At 41.1% G+C, this 22,406-nt stretch carries 17 protein-coding genes; 8 read left to right on the top strand and 9 right to left on the bottom strand.

What is annotated here, in order from left to right; genetic code table 11:
• Window positions 1-8: 8 nt before the first annotated feature.
• Window positions 9-659, bottom strand: a complete 651-nt coding sequence (locus MKZ09_RS02090; protein WP_076203558.1) for a nucleotidyltransferase domain-containing protein — start codon at window positions 657-659, stop codon at window positions 9-11.
• A 185-nt stretch (window positions 660-844) separates the two neighbouring features.
• On the opposite strand from MKZ09_RS02090, the gene MKZ09_RS02085 reads away from it, so the two are divergent.
• Window positions 845-1,891, top strand: coding sequence for a YncE family protein (locus MKZ09_RS02085; protein ID WP_076134856.1), 1,047 nt, complete (start codon window positions 845-847; stop codon window positions 1,889-1,891).
• A 47-nt stretch (window positions 1,892-1,938) separates the two neighbouring features.
• On the opposite strand, the gene MKZ09_RS02080 is transcribed toward MKZ09_RS02085, so the two are convergent.
• Window positions 1,939-3,462, bottom strand: coding sequence for a DHA2 family efflux MFS transporter permease subunit (locus tag MKZ09_RS02080; protein ID WP_076107430.1), 1,524 nt, complete (start codon window positions 3,460-3,462; stop codon window positions 1,939-1,941).
• Window positions 3,463-3,665: 203 nt separating this feature from the next.
• On the opposite strand from MKZ09_RS02080, the gene MKZ09_RS02075 reads away from it, so the two are divergent.
• The 5 genes from MKZ09_RS02075 to MKZ09_RS02055 all read left to right on the top strand — a co-directional run bounded on the left by MKZ09_RS02075 (window position 3,666) and on the right by MKZ09_RS02055 (window position 9,128).
• Window positions 3,666-4,556 carry a TetR/AcrR family transcriptional regulator gene (locus MKZ09_RS02075; protein WP_256715103.1) on the top strand — a complete coding sequence of 297 codons (891 nt, stop codon included), beginning with the start codon at window positions 3,666-3,668 and terminating at the stop codon, window positions 4,554-4,556.
• Window positions 4,557-4,633: 77 nt separating this feature from the next.
• Entirely contained in the window at window positions 4,634-5,323 is a 690-nt protein-coding gene (locus tag MKZ09_RS02070; RefSeq protein WP_076203555.1) for a response regulator transcription factor, read from the top strand.
• Window positions 5,320-6,324 (top strand): sensor histidine kinase, encoded by a 1,005-nt coding sequence (locus tag MKZ09_RS02065; protein ID WP_076203552.1) that lies wholly within the window; start codon window positions 5,320-5,322, stop codon window positions 6,322-6,324. Before MKZ09_RS02070 ends, MKZ09_RS02065 begins: the two co-directional genes overlap by 4 nt.
• A 106-nt stretch (window positions 6,325-6,430) precedes the next feature.
• On the top strand, window positions 6,431-7,192 hold the full coding sequence (locus MKZ09_RS02060; RefSeq protein WP_076203549.1) for an ABC transporter ATP-binding protein: 762 nt from the start codon (window positions 6,431-6,433) through the stop codon (window positions 7,190-7,192).
• Window positions 7,182-9,128, top strand: a complete 1,947-nt coding sequence (locus MKZ09_RS02055; protein WP_076203546.1) for an FtsX-like permease family protein — start codon at window positions 7,182-7,184, stop codon at window positions 9,126-9,128. Before MKZ09_RS02060 ends, MKZ09_RS02055 begins: the two co-directional genes overlap by 11 nt.
• Window positions 9,129-9,310: 182 nt before the next feature.
• On the opposite strand, the gene MKZ09_RS02050 is transcribed toward MKZ09_RS02055, so the two are convergent.
• Window positions 9,311-9,982: an O-methyltransferase gene (locus MKZ09_RS02050; RefSeq protein ID WP_076203542.1), complete on the bottom strand. Its 672-nt coding sequence runs from the start codon at window positions 9,980-9,982 to the stop codon at window positions 9,311-9,313.
• Window positions 9,983-10,209: 227 nt separating this feature from the next.
• Here MKZ09_RS02050 and MKZ09_RS02045 point away from each other — a divergent pair, with 227 nt between their 5' ends.
• Entirely contained in the window at window positions 10,210-11,106 is an 897-nt protein-coding gene (locus MKZ09_RS02045) for a LysR family transcriptional regulator (protein WP_076203538.1), read from the top strand.
• A gap of 65 nt (window positions 11,107-11,171) precedes the next feature.
• Here the strand turns inward: MKZ09_RS02045 and MKZ09_RS02040 are convergent, their stop codons facing one another.
• The 3 genes from MKZ09_RS02040 to MKZ09_RS02030 form a co-directional block, all read right to left on the bottom strand.
• Window positions 11,172-11,654: an NUDIX hydrolase gene (locus tag MKZ09_RS02040; protein WP_076203535.1), complete on the bottom strand. Its 483-nt coding sequence runs from the start codon at window positions 11,652-11,654 to the stop codon at window positions 11,172-11,174.
• Window positions 11,655-11,690: 36 nt separating this feature from the next.
• Window positions 11,691-13,406, bottom strand: coding sequence for an ABC transporter ATP-binding protein (locus MKZ09_RS02035; RefSeq protein ID WP_076203532.1), 1,716 nt, complete (start codon window positions 13,404-13,406; stop codon window positions 11,691-11,693).
• A gap of 306 nt (window positions 13,407-13,712) precedes the next feature.
• Window positions 13,713-15,965, bottom strand: a complete 2,253-nt coding sequence (locus MKZ09_RS02030) for a glycoside hydrolase family 127 protein (protein WP_076203529.1) — start codon at window positions 15,963-15,965, stop codon at window positions 13,713-13,715.
• A gap of 145 nt (window positions 15,966-16,110) precedes the next feature.
• Between MKZ09_RS02030 and MKZ09_RS02025 the strand changes: the two genes are divergently transcribed.
• Complete coding sequence (locus tag MKZ09_RS02025; protein WP_076107420.1) at window positions 16,111-17,004, top strand: helix-turn-helix transcriptional regulator; 894 nt, start codon at window positions 16,111-16,113, stop codon at window positions 17,002-17,004.
• A gap of 47 nt (window positions 17,005-17,051) precedes the next feature.
• Here MKZ09_RS02025 and MKZ09_RS02020 read toward each other — a convergent pair whose 3' ends face one another.
• The 3 genes from MKZ09_RS02020 to MKZ09_RS02010 all read right to left on the bottom strand — a co-directional run bounded on the left by MKZ09_RS02020 (window position 17,052) and on the right by MKZ09_RS02010 (window position 22,364).
• Entirely contained in the window at window positions 17,052-18,029 is a 978-nt protein-coding gene (locus MKZ09_RS02020) for a phosphotransferase (protein WP_076134846.1), read from the bottom strand.
• Window positions 18,030-18,131: 102 nt separating this feature from the next.
• Window positions 18,132-20,522 (bottom strand): ABC transporter permease, encoded by a 2,391-nt coding sequence (locus MKZ09_RS02015; protein ID WP_076203526.1) that lies wholly within the window; start codon window positions 20,520-20,522, stop codon window positions 18,132-18,134.
• A gap of 267 nt (window positions 20,523-20,789) precedes the next feature.
• Window positions 20,790-22,364, bottom strand: a complete 1,575-nt coding sequence (locus MKZ09_RS02010; protein WP_076203523.1) for a sigma-70 family RNA polymerase sigma factor — start codon at window positions 22,362-22,364, stop codon at window positions 20,790-20,792.
• Between the last annotated feature and the right edge of the window lie 42 nt (window positions 22,365-22,406).

Raw genomic sequence — 22,406 nt, 5'->3', positions numbered from 1 at the left:
TTGTTTGGCTACAGGTACCAGCCATTTGTCATAGGGGTAGGGGTAACCTTCAATAGTAATGGCACAGCGTAATGCACCGCTAAAAATAAAATAGGAAAGGCATCGCCACGCACTACAGGATTATCTAAGCTTTTGGCATAACTTCTTAACTGTATGTATGAATTCTTACGAAATCTCATTAGAACTTCAGGTTGAAGGGGCACATAGGCATCAAAAAGTGACTTAACATCCAATCGGTCATAGTAGATATAAGAAATAGAAGCATTCCACAACCATTCCATATTTCCGCTCATTAACGCCGCTTTGATTTCTGAAATTTTATGCAGTGTGTAATGTCCGGACTTGCCACTGGGGAGTCGTAAATCCATAAAAAAACTACTTTGCTCCGGGATCAGACCCGCTTGTTCGAACCGATGATTAACGCTGCTATAATACTCGTCCTGACAAATAATGATTACATCCACATCCGACTGCTCATCCACCACCCCAAGTGCGGTCGATCCATCAAGGAGAATACTTATCCGCTGACTCTCCTCTTTCATTAACGGATGATTTAGAATTTCTCGCGTGATATACTGCCCAATTTCCTCTAACAATTTGCTATGAAGCTGCGTCTTATCAGGTGTTAATAAAATATCCGACAACACTGATTTCACCATCTCAACCCCAACCTCCAATCAATCTCAATTCTCTAGAAAATAAAACGCTTACACCTAACCTAATATTTGGATAATGGAGTACCATTCTACACTCCTAATATATATCTTGCAAGGATAAATGAAGTACCCTTTTGCCTAAGCCTAAATATAATGAAGTATCTATTTACTTGGAAAGGGGTAAAAGCATGGCGCAGCCAAAAGTGATTGCTACAGTCCGCTCTGCCGGACCGATCGGAGATATAAAAGTAAATGTCGTCACGAATCGAGTATACTTTGTAAACCCAGACACCGAGGCTGGAACTATCGGGGTATTGGAGGGCAGAACTAATCGCATTATCGCTCGCATCCCTGTAGGAAGACTGCCGTCTCAGCTCGGAATCAACCCCCAAACCAACCGGATTTATGTACCTAACTTCCGTGACGAAAACGTATCTGTCATAAACGGGCGGACAAACCAGGTAATCAAAACTGTCAAAGTAGGCCGATTCCCAGACAATATCGGAGTAAATGTTCGAACCAATTTAATTTATGTAACTAGCGCATTCGGAACCCTATTCGTCATAGACGGGAAAACAAATCAGGTCCGTAAAAAGATTGAAATCGGTGGACGCCCTTCCAGAATCGTTATCAATGAGCTTACCAACCGTGTCTATGTGACTAATACTGTAAATGATAGCGTCACCGTCATTAACGGAACTACACAGGCTATCATTGCGACAATAAAAGTCGGAAATAACCCCGTGATAGCGCCAGCACTTAATAAAATTACCAATCGTATTTATGTCGCTAATAACTTAAGCCGGTTTCTTTCTGTGATCAATGGCCGAACCAACAAATTGTTGCGTAATGTACAGCTGGGACGTTTGCAAAGCGAGGTCGTTATAAATCCGCTGACGAACCGTATTTTTGTTTCAAGTGCACAAGTTGAAGGTAAAGGAAAGCTATTCGTCATCAATGGAAGTAACAACAAAATCATTACAACAAAGGTTCTTCCTACTTCCTCCAACATCACCATTAATCCGAATACAAATCATTTATTTGTGGGTAATTTCGATAAAAATCATGTATCCGTTTATAACGCCACTACGTTTAAACGGCTGGCAAGATTCCCCTCTGTATCAGGCAGCACTGTGCTAAACCCGCTCACAAATAGAATTTATGTAGGTGGAAACGACTCCATAACGGTCATTCAGGATGGACCAAGACTCACTCAGAGTTCTATTTTTAATTAAGACAAAAAAGACGCCCACCATAGGTGAGCGTCTTTCTGCATAGCAAATTACATCGATCTAGCGGATGAAACTTGTTTAACAGCCACTTTTTCCTCGACTGTTTCTGTGTCCTTAGGCTGTATTCCTCTTTTTATGAAGAAAGCTAGGATAAAGGCAATGATGGCAACGCCTACTGACACTAAGAACGCATCATTAATTCCTTCGATCGTTGCTTTTGCGATGACTTGGTTTTGAATACCAAGCAATTGCTCTGCAGAAGGTTTAGCCGTTAATTTACTCACAGCTTCTGCTACCATATCTTTGACATGTGAAGTGGTACTGTTAGACATAATCGTTACAAGCAGCGCCCCGCCAATCGCCCCGGAGACTTGCTGAATCGTACTGTTCATGGCTGTACCATGCGGTGTATATTTAGCCGGGATGGAGTTCAGACCATTGGTCATCACAGGCATCATAACCATTGAAATCCCGAACATTCTCACAGAATACAAAATCATAAGTGTCGAATATTTCGTTGTTTCAGTTAGATCACTAAAGAAATACGTACTGATCACTACGATAGCCAGACCGATTAACGCCAAGACTTTGCCGCCGAATTTATCGAACAATTTACCTGTGATTGGCGACATAACCCCCATAATCAACGCACCAGGCAACATTAGGAGTCCCGAATCCAGAGGTGAAATGCCTCTAATATTTTGCAGGTAAATCGGCATTAACATCATTGCTGAGAACATCGCCATATTCAGTGTAATCGAAATCGCTGAGGATAAAGCGAACATCGGATATTTGTACACTCTGAAGTTAAGCATAGGCTCCTTCATTCTCATCTGGCGCATAATGAATATCACTAAACCAATAACCCCGATAATAAGGGTGGAGTAGACCATTGGATCATCCCATCCTTTATTCCCAGCGGAACTGAAGCCGTATAGAAGACCCCCGAACCCAATCGCTGATAGAACTACAGATAGAATATCGATTTTAATAGCCACATCTTTTTTAGGATCATGCAGTTTGAAGAAAGCAAGAATGAACACCAATACGGCGATCGGTGCAATCATAAAGAACAGCACAGGCCATTCATAATGCTGAATAATCCATCCTGACAGGGTAGGACCAATGGCTGGTGCAAAAATCATAACCAAACCAAACATCCCCATGGCCGAGCCGCGTTTTTCAGGTGGAAATGTAGTGAACAATACGTTCATTAACAATGGCATCATAATCGCGGCCCCTGAGGCTTGGACCATTCTCGCAATCAATAATACAGGGAAACTTGGAGCAAAGCCTCCAATAAAGGTCCCTATTGCAAATAATCCAATGGCGATTAGGAATAATCGTCTCGCTGTATACTTTTGAATTAAAAAGGCCGTTGAAGGAATCATGATCCCGTTCACTAGCATATAACCCGTCGATAACCACTGTACCGTTGAGGCACTGACATCAAAATCCTTCATAATCGATGGTAAAGCTATATTGAGTAAGGTGTTACTCAGTAAAGCAACAAATGCACCAATCATAAGGATTGCCAAAATCCCATAGGACGCTTTACTTTCTTTCGTTTTCATTTTGGAATCCTCCATTCTATAATAATACCGTCGGTTCAAATTTGAACTTATGTTACAATGTAGAATATATTACTCTTATATTTACTGCTTGGCAAGTCAGAATTCATTTAAAAACTAAATTGTATTAAGTGGAAATATAAGCTAGTCTATTCTACGTGAAGAGTTTTTTTGCACAAAGAGTCCAGCTTAAAGGGGCACCTAAGATGATAAATAAACGAAAAGAGCAAGTAATTCAAAAAGCACATGAATTATTTATTGAAAAAGGCTACCACGCTACATCCATACAGGACATTCTGAATCACAGCCGGATCTCCAAAGGATCTTTTTATAATTATTTCCCTTCCAAGGGGGATCTCTTTAAAGCTGTATTCACCTCTATTCATGACCAGCTGGAAGAAGGCAGAAATGGCCTGCTCATTGGCCAGGACCCCTCTGACATTGATATATTTGCTAAACAAGTTCAACTGGTTATGAAAATCAATAAAAAAAATAAATTGCTGCAGCTGGTTGAAGATGCCCTGGTTTCCAATGATCCGGACTTAATTACATTCATCAAAAAAACTAAATTCACCTTATTAACCTGGGTGCATGAACGTTTCCTGCATATATTTTCTGAAGATAAGAAGCCCTATCTACTGGATGGAGCCATCATTTTTACGGGCATCTTGCAACATATGCTACAAATTAACAGTGCCATGAATGAAGTCATTACCTCTCAACAAATCATTAATTATTGCACTACTCTTATCCAGACGATTGTTGAGGATGTAAGCAAAAAAGGAATCCAGCTTATCTCCCCCGATCATGTAGGGAAACTATTGCCTGTTGCTGAATACACTGATTTTTTTAATAATGATTTATCGTTTGCGACCGTAAGCTTAAAAAAAATCATAGATAAATCATTCGCCGCTGATGATCCTAGCCTGTCCAATGCACTAAAGCTGTTATATTTTATCCAAGAAGAGATCATGAACAACAAGGAACCAAGAGAGTTCTTAATCGAAAGCGCCCTGCTCTCCTTAAAAATGTGCCCTCAGTTTAATGAAACGAAGGAATTTGCGCATTATCAGACAGTGTTATCTGCAATGCTCTAAGCACAATCAAAGTATGGCTTCAATCATTTAAGCGTATTCTAAACGCAAGGCACGAAACTAAAAGTGTGGTGACCGATTTGTTCAAGCTTTTATTAATCGAAGATGATACAACGCTGTTTAATGAGATCAAAGAACGGCTTACGCAGTGGTCTTATGATGTATATGGCATTCAAGATTTCAACAATGTTACGCAGAAATTCACGGAAATCAAACCTGATTTAGTGATAATTGATATCCAATTACCCAAATTCGATGGATTTCATTGGTGCAGAATGATTCGCTCTCACTCTAATCTGCCGATTATCTTCTTATCCTCTCGGGATCATCCGACAGATATGGTGATGTCCATGCAGCTGGGAGCCGATGATTATATCCAAAAGCCCTTCCATTTCGATGTACTCATTGCCAAGGTGCAAGCCATTCTCCGGCGGGTGTACAATTACAATACGGATAACATTGAACTCAAAACGTGGTGCGGAGCCACTGTCGATTATGAACGGAATTCAGTGACCAACGACACGGGAACGATTGAGCTTACCAAAAATGAGATTTTCATATTGAAATTGCTCATTGAGAAAAAGAATAAAATCGTCACCCGAGAGGAATTAATTAATAGCTTATGGGACGATAAGCGCTTTATTAGCGATAACACCCTTACCGTCAACGTAAATCGGCTGCGCAAAAAGCTCGACGAGCTTGAATTAGGGGCGTTTATTGAGACGAAGGTTGGACAAGGGTACGTAGCCATTGAAGAGGATTGTCTATGATTAAAAAGTACCTGCTCGAAAGACTCAGTTGGATTCTGCTCTTTCTTTTTGTACATCTATTTATGCTCTTTATCACCTTTATGGACCCGACCATCCCCCTGTCTTCAGTACTCTATCTGGTCTCTTTATCGATGATTTTTTTCGTAATTTTCCTAGTCATTCGCTATCCTAAGGAAACCAGATTTTATAAAAGCTTAAATGAGCGCGACGATGATCTCGATCTGACAAGCATCGCTCTTGCCGAAAGTCCTTTTGAGAAAATCATCGAAGAGAGCATCACCAATCAAGTGAAATTGTTAAAGCGGACTGCTTCAGACAATTTAATGAATTTGGAGCAAGAGAAGGATGAGCTGTTATCCTGGATTCATGAAGTGAAGACTCCACTGACCGCAATGCATCTAATGATTGAACGTATAGAAGATGATGTTATGAAGAGGCACTTGACCTATGAGTGGCTGCGTATTCATCTGCTGCTGGATCAACAGCTCCATCAAAGACGGATACCATTTATTGAAAACGACCTGTATATGGAGCAAATTGATATAGAAACGCTTATTTTTAGTGAGATTAAGACGTTACAGTCTTGGTGTATTCAAAAGGGAATCGGCTTTGAGTTGAACTTGGAAGCTGCCGAAGTGCTTAGTGATGCTAAATGGCTGGCTTTTATCCTCAGACAACTCCTAACCAACGCCGTAAAATATAGTGAAGCTTCTGATATTACAGTGAATAGCTACCAGCAAGCTGAACATATCGTTCTTGAGGTGAAGGATTGCGGGCGCGGGATAGATCCGAAGGACCTGCCGCGCATCTTCGACAGAGGGTTTACTTCCACTACTGTACATCGCGACAATGCCGCCACAGGCATGGGCTTATATTTAGCTCAGAAAGCAGCTCAATCCTTACTCATCATTATCGGAGTTCAATCCAAGCTCGGAGCGGGATCAACATTTACTCTAACCTTCCCACTCAAAAATGAATTCGTTAAAATCTCAAGCATGTGACAACAATGTCACATGCTTTTATATTTTGTTCGGGCAATCGCAGGATAAGAACTATAAACTTTTTTATAATAAAGCTATACAAGAAGAAACGAAGGAGTGAATCATTATGGCAATTCTAGAAGCTACTAAAATTCATAAAAGCTATGGCAATAAATTAAACAAACAATCCGTGTTAAGCGGACTCGATATTCGTATAGAAGAAGGCGAATTCGTTGGTATCATGGGGCCTTCCGGTTCAGGTAAAACAACCCTACTCAACGTACTCTCGTCGATCGACAAAATCAGTAACGGATCTATTACCATCGAAGGCAATGAAATCTCCAATATGAAAGAGAAGCAGCTTGCTGAATTTCGCAAGAATCATTTAGGTTTTATTTTTCAAGAATATAATCTCTTGGACACGCTGACGGTAAAGGAGAACATCCTGCTGCCACTATCCATTACCAATACACCCAAGAAATCCGCCAATCAGAAATTCGAAAGTCTCGCAAAGGAATTGGGGATTTTGGAATTAAAAAATAAGTACCCCAATGAAATCTCTGGCGGTCAAAAACAACGTACCTCAGCAGCTCGTGCCTTCATTCATGATCCAAGTATTATTTTTGCTGATGAGCCTACCGGGGCACTGGATTCTAAATCCGCTTCTGATTTATTAAATAAGCTAAGTGAACTCAATCAAAAACGAAAAGCAACCATCGTTATGGTTACACATGATCCAGTAGCTGCCAGTTATTGCAGTAGAGTTATTTTCATAAAAGATGGCAAGATCTATACACAATTAAATAAAGGAGAACAATCAAGACAAGTTTTCTTCAACGACATTATAAAAACACAGGGTGTATTAGGCGGTGTGCAGAATGAGCATTAATGTATTAATGATTCGAAATCTGCGAAAAAACATTCGAAATTACTACCTATACGTGTTTGCGCTAGTTTTTAGTGTGGCCTTATATTTCGCCTTTGTCACCTTGCAATACGATCCCTCGATGGATGAGCTGGAAAGCTCTATCAAAGGGGGCGCAGCCATCACGGCTGCCTCGGTTTTACTAGTCGTAATTGTCTCTATTTTCCTGTTGTATGCTAATACGATCTTTATCAAACGACGCGGTAAAGAAATTGGCTTATTCCAGTTAATCGGAATGACCAAAAATAAAATTTTCCGCATTCTTTCGGCAGAGAACTTTATCCTATATTTCGGTTCCTTGATCCTAGGGATATTGGTTGGCTTTTCTATCTCAAAATTAATCCTCATGATCTTATTTAAAATAATGGGGGTCGATGCTATAGCCTCCCTTCATTTCTCTATTGAAGCTTTGATTCAGACATTGATCGTATTCTGTGTGATTTATCTTTTGATCATGCTGATGAATTATGGATTTATTAAAAGACAAAGCATCTTATCCTTGTTCCGGGTGACCTCAACAACAGAAGGTACAGTGAAAAAGTTATCCTTCTTTGAAATGATCATAGGGATTATCGGAATTGGCCTAATCCTACTGGGCTATGTGCTCTCCTCTAAATTACTTACCGAAGACGTAACCTCAATGAATCAATTGGCTATATCCATGATTACTATTTTGGGATCCGTCATTATTGGGACCTATCTATTTTATAAAGGCTCGGTAAGTTTTATTTTTCATATCATTCGTAAGCGGAAAAACGGCTATCTGAACATTAGAGAGGTTCTATCTCTTTCCTCCATTATGTTTCGCATGAAATCCAATGCCGTATTATTGACCATCATTACAACGGTATCGGCACTAGCCCTGGGTTTATTATCCCTTAGCTACATTTCCTTTTACTCTGCTGAGAAAACTTCCAAGCAATATGTCCCAACGGATTTTGTATTCACGAATGCCCAAGAGGCTGAACAATTTACAAAGATCCTAACGGCAAATGATTTAGTATTTACAGAAAGAAGGACCCAAGTCCTTCAGGTCGATGTAGATGTTGAAGAGATTCTTGATAAAAAACCGGACGGAAACGATATGTTTTCAAATATTATGACCTTGGCTGTCATAAGTGAAAATGCACTTGAAGACGTTGATCTAACTCCAGATAAAGCTTATTTTACGAAATCAAGCAGTGCACTGGATAATTTTATGACTATGAAAGACAAAGGAGCGATTGAACTCAAAGGGTTACATGAGGTTTTTCCACAGGATTATAAAAGATTAGATATCGAAAGTCCCATTTCAGGGTATTACACAGGGGGTGGCTTACCGGTTGCAGTTGTAGACGAATCGATCTTCAAGCGCTTAAAAAAGGATTTAGATCCTGCCCTTCAAAGAGGATCCTCCCTTAATATCGGGATTGATATGAAAGTCCGGGCCAGCGTTGAACAGGCAAATGAACTTTTCAAGACCTTGAAATTTGATGAGAAAAACAAACAAGACTCTCAATTAGAGTCGATAAAAGGTCAAAAACAAAATATGGGACTCATTATGTTTATCGTTGCTTTTCTGGGGTTAACCTTCTTGATTACCTCCGGATGTATTCTATACTTTAAACAAATGGATGAAAGTGAAAATGAAAAACCTAACTACACCATTCTGAGAAAGCTTGGGTTCACGCAAGGCGATCTGCTCAGAGGTATACAGATGAAGCAATTGTTCAATTTCGGTATTCCATTAGTCATAGGTTTGCTTCACAGCTACTTCGCCGTTAAATCCGGCTGGTTCTTATTCGGCACAGAGCTTTGGACACCGATGATTCTGGTGATGCTGTTATACACTGCTTTGTATTCGATCTTTGCGATATTGTCCGTCTTCTATTACAAAAAGGTAATTAAAGAGGCGCTTTAAAATAACGAAGGTGTTCCAAAAGCCATCATGGCTTAGGGACACCTTTGTTTGATTCGATCGAACACAGATGAACCTTTTTCTAAGCAATAGCGTCACTGGAGTCCGAAACCATGCTCTAAAGGCTAAAAATTCGCAAATAACGTCAACGGAATCCGTAACGCTCAGAGGACCTGTGGAATCCCTCAGCTATTCACAATTCCCAATACAAATCCATCATAACCTTTGCTTCCCACCGTCTGAATGGCAGTAGCCGAAATTCTAGGCTCTTCAGCCAACAGATCATAGAATTCCCGTACGCCTACTACACGAGCGTCTTCGCTATTCTCATTAATGACCTCACCTTCACGAATCACATTATCTCCAAGGATCACCGTTCCGGGCTGGGAGAATTGCAGCGCCCACTTTAAATAGTTAGGATTATTCGGTTTATCGGCATCTATAAAAATAAAGTCGAAGGGTTCACCGCCCTCTTGTTTCATCTGAGACAGTTGCTCTAATGCATCCCCTACACGAAGCTCTACCAGATGATCCACCTCGGCAAGCGAAAGATTAGCTTTAGCTACCTGCGCATGAATGGGATCCAGCTCCAAGGTAACTATCTGTCCGTCAGACGGCAGGGCTCTTGCCATCCAAATCGTACTGTACCCGCCCAAGGTGCCAATCTCCAAAATCCGGCGTGCACCTTTCATTTGCACCAGTAGATTCAGGAATTTCCCCTGACTGGGCGAAACATCAAAGGGCGGCAGCCCTGCCTGTTGATTGGTGACCAACACTTCTTCTAACACAGAGTCCTGTGGAATCAGGCGCTCTGTAATATACTGATCGACTTTATCCCAAGTAGTCGTTTGATTCATATTTATCACTTCTCCTTTAGTATTTGTTCATGGTTCAAATCCGGAGACAAAGGCGATCGCTACGCTCCTACAGTTCCAATCCTCCTCTCCATTACTCCTTTCCCTAATCTCATCTTTCCAAGTCATCTTTATATCTGTATTGTAAATCAGTTATAATCATAAATATAATATATCTTTAAGTATAATTTATACATTTAATATATGAATTGAAGAATGGGAGTTTAACCATGAACCTACATGCCTTACGCTTATTCCATGTAATCGCATCGACAGGCAGTGTGACACGCGCTTCAGAAATTTTAAATATAAGTCAGCCTGCCATCACTGCGCAGATTAAGAAATTCGAAAAAGAACTGTCCTTTGCCCTATTTAAACCTCAAGGCAGAGGAATTGCTTTAACGGATGCAGGGGAAGAGCTTACTCTACTCGCCAAGCGACTGTTCGCCGTAGAACAACAAATTGAGCAATTCGCTCAAGATTATGTTAACGGCACTAACGGGAGTATCCGTCTAGCCGCCACGTATTTACCTGCTCACTTTCTCATTCCTACCTGGATTGCAAAGTTTAAGCAGCAATATGAACAAGTGGAGATGATGATCACCACTACCAACTCAAGTGATGCCCTCAAGCAGTTGTTAAATGTAGACGTGGATATAGCTATTTATGGAGGAATCGCCGAGGCTTATCCAGAAACAATCCAGACAGAAGAGTTATTCCAGGACGAGTTATGGTTTGTAGTCGCACCCGATCATCGTTATGCCAATCAGCAAGTTTCTCTATTCGAAATGATGAAGGAACCCTTCGTTATGCGTGAAGAAGGGAGTTCAACGCGGGAGCGATTATTATCTTTATGTCGCACATACAACACACCCGCTCCTATCATCTCTTTGCAATTTAATGGACTACATGAAGCCATCAAAGCCGTTATCGCCGGATATGGCGCAAACTTCGTTTCTTCATTAGTCGTACGCAAATATGTAGAGCGTGGAGAATTGTGCCGAGTATATGTAGAAGGAATCCATCTGAAGAACACCATTGCGATCTGTACACGTAAAAATGAGCCCTTATCAGCAGCCGCAGTGAATTTAATTGAGATGATTCGTTACAATCCTTATACGATATAGCGGAATGATCGCTCATTCCCAACAAAAGAGGCCTTCCCTTTCGGGAAAGCCTCAAAGTTTCTTTTTTACACCATCCGATCCAATTTAACTTCAAACGCACCTCCAGTTACATAATCCATATACCTAGTATTTCCATCGAAATCCAAATAAGCTTGATAGCGGGTACGAATAGCCGCTGCAGAAATCAGATCCAGCACCTTCTCCTTGGCTACCCACATCACTTCAGATGTTTCCTCCGAAGTACTTAATTCTCCACTCACGGGCTTGCAGATAAAGTCTAACATGACTTTGGTAGGAACATCCGTCTCACCGTCATACCATTTATGCATACCTGTATTCGAATACACGCCAATCAATTGAGAAACAACGACATCGATTCCACTTTCCTCTTTAATCTCGCGAATTAGTGCATCCATTAGGTTTTCTCCAACTTCCACTTGTCCTCCAGGAAATACCCACCCACCATGATGTGTTTTTACTAAAAGAATATCTCCCTCTTCATTTATTGCAATTCCACCCACCGCTACAATATGTGTTGGCCAAGCCATAGATAGCACCTCTTTTTTTTAGAAGAGTCTAGCAATTTATCGATAATCTGTAAACGATATTTTTCTATTCCATAACGCTTTAAAAGCTTCACACTGTTCTATTAAATCATCAAACTTCCCTTCCCCAACAATGGACCCTTGATCCACTACCAATATCTTATCCACGTCTTTTATAAAATTAAGCCTGTGGGCCACAATGATGATAGTTTTGTCCTTAAATTCATTCAAAATCGTCTCCATAAGACTTTGCTCAGTGATATTATCAAGCGCTGACACGGGCTCATCCAGAATTAGAATATTTCTTTTTTGGGCAATGATTCTGGCAAAGGCTAATCGCTGTCTTTCGCCTCCTGATAATTTTAGACCTTTTTCGCCCACCAAAGTATCTAAGCGATCCGGCAAATGGCTTACTTTTTCCTGCAAATGAACTTTTTCCAAAATCTCATATAGCTCTTCATCGGACAGAGTATCCTCATCGAATACAATATTATCCCTTATCGTAGCATCGAAAATCGGTGTGTCTTGGGATAGATAGGAAATATGATCATAGTAGCTATTCAAACGAATCTCATCGATATCCTTACCGTCCAGTAAGAGTTCACCTTCGCCCTTTTTTAATAACCCCACAATCAATTTAATCAGCGTAGATTTCCCGCCTCCACTTAATCCGACAATAGCAACAGAAGTTCCTCGCGTAAGCGAAAATGACAGGTTATTCAGAATCTGCACATTCCCATAAGTAAAGGACACCTCCCTAAACTCAATATTGCCTTGGAGCTCAGTGATGGCTTCTCCGGATTCCAAGTTCTTATCTTCTGGGGCAGCAATAAATTCCTCGAATCTTCTGTAGGTCACTTTATTCAGTCTGTAATCTACAAATAAAACATTGAAGATGGCAATTGGGGTATAAATTTTATCGATGAACATAAACAATGCGACCACAATACCAAGTGAGGTCTCGCCTGCGACAATGCTTTTCACACCATAAATCAGGACAACAACTTTAATGATCGTGACAAATAACTCGAATATAGCGAAAAAAGCTTCATGGATCATTTTTAGCTGAGCATTTTTATGAATGATAGTGCGTGCGGTCTGGCTTAATTTATCGATCTCTTTCTCATATCTCTTGTTGGTTCTAAAGACGACCAATTCCATAAACCCGCGGATAGAGAATCTGGACATCTTTTCTTGCTCTTGGAGAATGGCAGCCTTCATGGCATACAGAAATTTCAACAGCAGATTTGTTATCAGAAAGACGACCACATAGCCAGCTGCAATCACTAACATGATCCTTAGGTCATAGAAGCTGATAAAGACTAAACTGAATAGAAGAGTAGGTAATAGCTCATGTAGTGTTTTGAGAAAAAAAGAAAAAATAATGCTGTTTCCAGCCGCTGCCCCGTTCTCGATCACCTTAATCATTTGCCCTGTTCCCATATCCTGATACGCTTGATAATCCATTTTTGATATTTTGGACAGTGCAATAATCTTTAACCTCTCCGTGATGCTGTTCGATAAAAACACACTCGGATATTCGTCTATATAATTCAGGATCGCCACCCCAGCCAGCAGAGCCCCATACACCATAATTAATGTTGCTATTTCATCAAAACTGTTGATTACCGTGGTCTTATCTAATATTTTTTGAAAGACAACAACACCTAAACTACTTAACAGCTGAATGGCAAAACCCAATAAAATATAACCACCTACCCACCATTTTAGGTGAGCTAGACTCTTTTTTAACATATCGTTTATCCCCTCTTTTAATTGAATGCAAAAAAGCCAGGCGCCCCTATCCCACTGTAAAAAACCATCCACAAATAAACGGTTCTCTAAGTTAAATAGGTTAAGTGCCTGGCTCTACAAAAACAGCTGCCTATGGCACCGTTCAAAGCTCTAGTTAGTTGTAATCAAAAGGGTAGACTCCCCCCTTGATAGCTGGTACGCGTTTCACCCAGCCCGATAACTAGTTCCTTGTAACGGTACGGAAAGACATCCATTTCACCTCAATTAAAAGAATTGACCCTATTATAATTCTGTAAGCCTTTTTATTCAAGAATTACGTTTAACGATACGTAGTCTAGCCACTTGGCCAACCTTATGTCCTTCATGAGAAGCAAACTTAATCGTAACCGCTGATTTGCCGCTAGTAATGGTCTGCGGGAGTTCATAGCGAATCGTCTCCAGCTTATTCATCTCCTCAGACTCAAGAGTGCCTACACCAAGTTGCTTCCCATCCGCCAAAATATCGAATGCCAGCGAAGTATCGTTCGACTTCAGATACGTGACCACCAGATCCACTTGCTCATCCGGCAAAACTTCCATCGTGAAGGAGAACCAGCCATTGATCCAGCTGTCCCGATACTTACGATTGTGGATTTTGCCTAGGCCTACAAATTCACCTGTGAAATTATGATCGCGTTCAGGCTGCATTTCAGCAGGTTGTACCGAATCGACAGTTAACTGCTCAAGCAGCAAGTTATTCTCCACAGCTTCGCGATATTCAGCCTCTGCCAGCTTCCACTCTTCCGGTGTGAATAAATCCCAATACACGGAATAACGATGATCATGCATAGGGTAGAACGGACGAAGCTCATGATCCCCTGTATACCCTAAACCTTTCATCCGGAACACATTTTTGCTCACGTTAGATTGGATGAGGTTGTCCGTCAGTGTGTCCCGATCTCCGATTAATACGGAAGCAAGGGCGCGATCGCTATTGGCCTCTGCATTTATAGGCCCAAAATCACCTGCGAGCACAAGTGGCCCATAAAGGAAGGCAACTCGGTTCGGATTATCCGGCATCGTCTCGATTCTCACCGACATCGGAATATCGTATTCGACAACGTCACCATCCTGCCATTCTCTATCCAAAGCAAAGTAGTTAGATTTGCCTACATTTACTTGAACATCTTCACCATTTACGCTAACACTCATCCCTTGCTCAGCCCAGTAAGGATGTCTTAGCTTTAATGTGAATTTCGTTGGCTGTGCTGCACTGATCCGCAGTACACCTTGTCCCTCTGCCGGGAACTTGGTCTCTTGCTGCAAGCTAATGCCTTGCTCTTTCCAAGCCACTGTAGAAGGTACGTACTGATTGACATAAAGCTCATCTGCACTATGGAAGTATATCGCCGAGCCATACATAGAATGGCTTTCCATTCCCGAGCCTACACAACACGTAAAGCTTTCGAACTGCGAATTAAACGATTTATGTCCACCCATCTCGAGAGATACGAAGTAACATACCCGGCCATCTACCGGCTCCTGAGAGGCTAAGATGTGGTTATACATCGCACGTTCGTAGTAATCCGCATACGCTGCATACGCATCCCATTGGAACATATGCTTGGTCAGCTTCAGCATGTTGTACGTGTTGCATGTCTCACAGGAGCCTTCACCCAATCGGTCATTTAACTTATCCGGTTCACCAAAATGCTCATTATAGCTGTTGCCGCCGATCACATAAGAATGATGATTCACGACCCGATCCCAGAAGAAGCGGGAAATACCTGCATAATGCTCCTGACCAGTTACTTCATACTGTCTTGCTGCCCCAATAATCTTCGGAATTTGAGTATTAGCATGTCTTCCGGCTAAGGTATCTTTTTCTACGGCAAGATCATTAAGGACTTCCCCATGGTAAAAGCTTTCCGCTAACGCGAGGAAACGATCATCCCCGGAATCCTCTGCCAAATCCGTCAGCGCTTCATTCATGCCGCCAAACTCACAACGCAGCACCTCTTGGATCTGATCTTTGCTCAGCCCTGCAAAAATATCCTCAAGCCACAGCCCTAGCTTCGTTTCAATAACGAGCGCCTTCTGATTGCCCGCCAGTCGATAAGCATCGCGAAGACCTGCAAACAGCTTATGCATCGTGTAAAGTGGCACCCAACCTCCGTTGAGGTCAAAGCCCTGTGAGCGAATGTTGCCTGCCTTCACTTCCTCAAATAACTCCCTGCCACGAGGAATGCCGGAAATAAAGCCATTGCCATGCGCATCCTGACATTGCTCTAATTCATCTACTACATAATTCACGCGTTGTAGCAGCTCTTCATTTCCCGTAGAGGCATACATTAACGCACATCCAGAAATATAATGGCCTAACGTATGGCCGCTAATCCCCTGAGATTCCCAGCCCTCGTAGTGAGCAGCCTTAGGCTCTAAGCCAGCATATTCGCGAAAACGCGACAGAAGCCGATCTGCCTCAAGCTTGAGTAAATAATCAGTATTTAACTCCATCGCATGGAGAAGTGGACCTGAATCAATTCGTACGTTCTGTAGATCAAAAGCTTGCGTCTTCAATGAAATCGCTCCCTCGCAATCTTGTCAGGGTTAGATGACAAGTGTATATTTGTATCCATAAGATAACACCGGAACGTTGATTTGTCGGTAGATCAGTCGTACAAATAGTGGACAAACCCGACTTATTGATTGCTAGGAGGACCGCATGAGCTATTTAAAAATAAATGCAGATGTACCTGTTCATTTTACAGCGGCAGGTGAATTTATCTCAGAAACACCATGGAAGCATGTGGAGCGTGTTATGGGGAACTACGAACTAATCATTGGCGTGAACGAAACGGTATATTTGAGTGAGGAAAACAAACAATTTGAAGTAGGCCCTGACGAAGCTCTTCTGCTCATGCCTAATCGCACACATGTCGGCTATAGAGAGTCACGACCCGGGGTTAAGTTTTATTGGTTTCATTTCGAACTGACAAACGAGGGGCTATTGCTGAGTGAGGAGGAAATGAAGCCTGAGGCAGAAGAAATCTTTTCGCGCACACAGCGCTTATGGTCCGTACATGATCTATATCTGCCCCAAATCATAAAAATCGAACATAGTGACCGGATTCATATTCTGGCGAATCAAATCCTCCATGTGGCCAACTCGGGGTATTTAACCTATTCCAGCGTTAATTATTTGCTGACCTCGCTTTTAATTGAGCTGTCTGAGCATGCACTTCAGCCGTTCGCCAGTAAGCTGATCCGCGCACAGCAAGATGTCACCTTCGTCAAAATAGCTGAGTGGACAAGGATACATGCAAGCGAACCGCTTACCGTGGCCATCATCGCGGATAAATTCAATTACAACAAGGACTATTTAGCTCGGCTATTTAAACAGCATACCTCCATGGGGCCATTGGAATATATCCATTCAGTACGTGTGACTAAAGCGAAGGAGCTACTAACCAGAACCGCATTAAGCGTGAGGGACATCGCGACAGAGACGGGGTTCACCGACGATAAATATTTCATGCGCCTCTTCCGAAAATACGAAAACATGACGCCCACCCAATATCGTAACGCTTATCATAAGACGTTTATGAATAATGACTGAAGTAAATCCACCCCTAAATATGGAGTGGCTTCTTGTTTGGATATTGTCTATCGGATAGAATGAACTTCACACCAATTACGTAGAAATTGCAGATTAGTATTGAAGTAATGATCGTTTTGCCACCCACAACTCCAAACCTGTGCGTTCCCTGTGTGCAGACCCATCAACCATATCTCCCGGATAGCAACAAATATAGGGATAGCCTTTAAATCGTTCTCAGATAATACTTTATGCTTTTGGTATGACTCCAGGAAAACAGTCCATTGTTCATTGTCAAAATGCTCTCGTTCTTTCCCTCTAACCCTTGACCACAAAAACACGGAAACATCATAGGCCCTCCAGCCAAAACCTCCGCAATCAAAGTCGAAATGAGTCAGGGTATCCTCGTAGAAATGTACGTTCGCTCCATGAAGATCACCATGACATGCCCCCCAATCCAGCTCTGATGAGATTTCAGCTATGCTATTTGCCAATACTTCCGACAAAGATTCTAGATAATCGATATCCTCTTGCCTGTGGGATAAAGGCTTGCGAATCGATTGAAGCGATTCTTTAAGCAGATGATCCAAATTAAGCGTAAATCTTTGCTGCCCACATTCGAAATCATCCATAGCCAGATGCATCTTAGCCACTTGTTCACCGTATAATTCACAGCTAGCTTTTTCATCGGAATAATTGCCTTTTGCAAAAGTAAACAGAACTGCGTAACGTGTTCCTTCAGGAGCCTCCAGCTCAATTAGGTAACCACCATCCTTGCTGATTATCGGAGCCGATACAGGGATATTCTTCTTATTTAAGTGATTCAATAACTCCACTTCAAAATCAATCTCATGTTTATTTCGCCAATGAGCTTTATAGATCCTAAGAATGTATTTATCAATAGAGGTCTTTAGTAAATAGGTATCATTAAGTCCGTTCTCATAAAAACTACACTCCAGAACATCCCCGATTTCATAAAGATCATTAATTACGGGTACTATGGCATGGGAAGAAATTACGGAATGATACACCGGTAGTTTCAGCATATAAATCACCCTTCAACGTTAATTGCTACTCACTATTTATTTTCACGTTTAGCCCGTATAAAGGCGAGGGATTTATTAAATATAGCTAAACTTTCCGCATCGTTAATTTAATTGCTCTATAATGCTCTGCGACGATATTGATCGTCTAACAAACTGAACCATACCAGTCTGGACAAGTAAAATAACCAAGAAATACAGGAAAATAGCACCCCAAGGGAATTGGTATTGAATGTAGGAAAGCCCCCCCATATTCCCTGCACTCTTACTTATCATGTATCCCATTAGATTGCCCGTAAAAAGAGCCATCGTAAAGCTTCCAACCACTAAAAATCCTGTTTCATAGGTTAACATAGCCATTAATTGTTTTCGGCTCATTCCTATGGCTTGCATAAGGCCTAGCTCCCCTTTTCTTGCAGAAATAGTGGTGATTATGGTGTTCAAGAGATTGATTATACTGAATACTGCTATAAAAACCATAAAACTATACACTGAAATAGTGATAGTTCTAAAAGCAATTCTATTGGATTCCACAACTTCGGAAAAAGACAATAATTTGAGTGTATCCTCATTGAGAATCACACCCTCTAACTCACTCTTTATTAACTCTTCATTCGATTTATCCATAGTAATAACTTCGTAGCTCTTATTGCTATTAAAAGGGGCTGCAGTTTGCATTACTTTGGGTGGAAGATAAAATGAAGTTCCTGAATTCTTATCCGGAATATCTCCAATGATCTCAAAATCATGTTTGGTCTTCTCCTGATCATTAGCAATTATGAATGAAATATGATCACCGACAGCGTAATGAGCCCCGTAATAATCTAAGTCACTACTGGCGCTGTTCAAGAGAATGTAGGATGCATCCGATGAATCAACATCCGGGATCTTCCCCTCAGCCAAATGACTACTCCATCTTTCGTTGTTTAACGTAGGGATATTCTCAATACTGACTATCGCGGCCCCGTCATCCGTTTTTATTCCTTCGATAGCAGCTTCAATATACTGATGTTCGATTACGTCCTCAACTTCATTTATAGCTAGGATTTTATTTTTTAAAGAAGTAGATAGTTGCCCTTCCGTCTGAAGATCACTTAATGAGGTTGTTTCAGAATACAACTCATTATTAATTTGAATATCAAACCGACCATGATTCGGAAAATATTTCTCTGCTTTTGAGATTGGATCGACCGAGTTTAACAATGTCCCCAAGGAAACAAATAGTGTTCCGCTTAAAAAAAGAGACAGCAAAGTTAACACCGTCTTTTTCCTGCTTCTTGATAAGTTCAATGCAGCTAAAGAAAATGGTGTTAGTCTTTTAGAGTTTCTTTTCTCCTTTTTTGTATTAACATCGGCATCTACATGTCTAATCGCTGTTATAGGGGAGATTCTTGATGCGAATTTAGATGGTGCGTTTAATGAGGCTCTAACTGTTACTTTGGTGAGCAAACCTGCTAAAAAAGCAAGTGAAAAACTTGGAACTGCATTCCAGTGAAAGCCACTTAAAATCCAGCTCATTAAACATCCAAAGATAACTCCAATAGGGATATATTTTCTTGAAAGATTTTTCCCTTCATATAGAACTAGCTGTTTTATCTGCCTTTTTGTTGCACCGATTGCTCTAAGTTGTCCGTATTGTTTAATTCGCTTAGTAATTGAAATATAAAAGATATTGTAGATGACAAGCCAACAAGCCAGTGCGATAATCAGCATGATAGACAAGATGGATATCACAGTGCTTCCTGACAGATTATTACTGTCCACATTCACATTATTGATCTGAACATTTCTCTCAGAGATACCCATTCGCTGCCCTATTTCTTTGATTTTCGACTTCAGTTCCTCGTTGGAATAACTGCTGCTATTGTTGATGCTAATTGCCGCGGAGTAATCCTCTTTGGAAAGAAACGGATCCGCCTCAACGAACGCGCTTGATACCAGAGCATTGTAACCCATTCGATTCTCGTTTCCTGATGCGGTTGTTTGCAGAATTCCAGAAATCACAAATTGGCTGGTTTGAAATTCTTTGCTGGCATTGTTTCTAAATTGCAAAGAAATAGAATCGCCAAGCCCCAGGCTTCGATCATCGGATAACTGAAAGTCTTTTTCTATTGCAATTTCATTTTCTTTTGTGGGGAATTTTCCCAGAACGATATTAGCATTTGATAAATCCATCATGGCTTGATCCGTGTAGAGAATGGACAATAAACGTTCTTCTTTTTTCTCTCTGCCTATTTCCTTATAGAGTCCGATTTTATTAATTTCCTCTATTTCTTTCAATCGTAAGATTTCATTGTTATTGAGATCATAGAATAAAGCTTGGAAATTCGACTCATGTTGTAGGTTAGTAAAAGAATTATAACCAAAAGTCATTACAACAGTTAATAAAAACGCAGCTAAGGCTATCACACTGCCTACAAAGTAATTTTTGGTTTTTTCCGCTTTTAAATTCGCTTTTGCAATTCTTATCATTACTGTTTTATTCTGTATGGACATTGATACATCATCCTCCTATCGTATAACGAATATTCCTCCCTTTGCATCTTTAAGTGAATACTTTCACTATTTATTCTATAGATAATATTCTCCAACAAAGATCAATCACCCTTTAAATAGATGATATATACTATATTTACTATTCATATAATATATGGATACAACAAAAAAAGACTTCCCCCTCTGGAGCGTTTGAGTATCTCCAAGTTAGTGGAAGTCTTTTTATGCTCAGTATGCCTTGTGTAGCAAGCATTTAGATTAATAAAATTACGCCTCGGTACTTCTCTCCTGAAGCACACCGACCAACGGATTCCACCGCCAGCGCGGAGTCAATCCTTGCAGATGTACACCTCCAAACCACTCATCGCTGCCATTCTTCTGCACCCAGTCTTCGTTTCCAGTTATTACACTCTTACCTAGCTCTGTTAATACAAGCTCACAGTCTTTAAATTGTATTACTGAATCGTTATAAACAGGGAACTCATTGCATCCATGGGTTTGTAGCAAAGGGTACGGGCCTTGTACCAGCTTTCTTAGGATATGCCAATATTGCAAGTCGCCCATTCCTAAGATATGAAGCTGATCACCCACATTTTTGAACAGCTCATAGGGTGATTTTATTCCCTCATGGATCATCTCCAGCGTGATTTGTTCTACGATGCCAAGTCCGTTTGTAGTAGAAGGAAAGCGTGATAAATGCGCCCGGAAGGCGTCATGTGCAAAGGGTAAAGCCGACGTATCTGTAGTTAATCGTTGTGACAGCAATTCTGGATTCGGTGATACATAGGCTTCCCAGAGTGCTTGACCTGCTTCTAATTCTTTGGCTCCGATTAGCTTCCATGTGCCTGATAATGTTTCCATCTGCTCTATAGAAAGTTGTCCAAGTCCTCGAAATAACTTTATTCCCGGATACTCTCCAATGCATAGTAAGCTTAGCTTGGTGGTTAACATTTTCTGCTTCGAGAACCAATGGAGTAAATAACTGAGCATCGTCTGATCGAATAAATCATGCTCGAACCATAACACCACTTCTTCATATTTATGAAAATCAGCTAAAATCTTCTCTTGCCTCTCACTATTTTCAATAAATTCCCTCTGCGGAATTCCCATCGTTTGTTCCAAATATTGCGCTCGAACTGCACGGTTATCTCCATCGGCAGGATCCAAAAATACCGGCCCATGCGAATATACCTCTCTCCACACTAGTACATCACCTTTCACGATTCCTTGCCGCAGCTTCTCTCCCACTACATCTCCATTTACAATGTGAAGCACATCTTTTCCCCCTTCGTACAAATGGTTGAATACGGAAAGAACATCTGCCACAGGCAATGCACCTTTCAGTTTGCGGCGGGCATCAAAAAGTCGCTTCTTCAATACCGAAACCGAAGTCCCCAGAAAGTCAGCAATCTCTTGTAGTGAGTAGCCTTGAAAATAATATAATTGAACGGCAATCCGCATATTGGACGTTAATGCAGCTATAGACTCGTGAACCAGCCGCTGGGTTTCCTTTTTCTCAATAATATCTGCTATAGAAAATGAAGATTCTGTCGCTTGCGCAGCTTCATCGTAGGGTAATGCAGGATGCTGCTTTCTTCGCAAGATACGATAACATTGCCGTACCACAATAGCTTTAAACCAGCCCGGGAATGCCTCTACTGCTCGTAATTTATTCAAATGCAAAAAGGCTTCTGTGAAAGCTTCCTGCACAGCATCTTCCGCTAATTGATAGTCACGCAGCTTTTCGAACGCAACTGCATTGGCCATCGGTGTAAAGTGCCTAACAATCTGTTCAAAAGCTTGTCGGTCTCCTTGTTTAGCCTCTTCGATATACTGAAGCATCGGTCCTCCGCTCCCTTCTTCCGTATTATATACAAGTGCCAA

This window comes from Paenibacillus sp. FSL R5-0908, from assembly GCF_038006245.1.
Lineage (GTDB): Bacteria > Bacillota > Bacilli > Paenibacillales > Paenibacillaceae > Paenibacillus_AQ > Paenibacillus_AQ odorifer.
The sequence above is the reverse complement of the archived record's forward strand: the minus strand, read 5'-3'. Positions and strand labels throughout refer to the sequence as shown.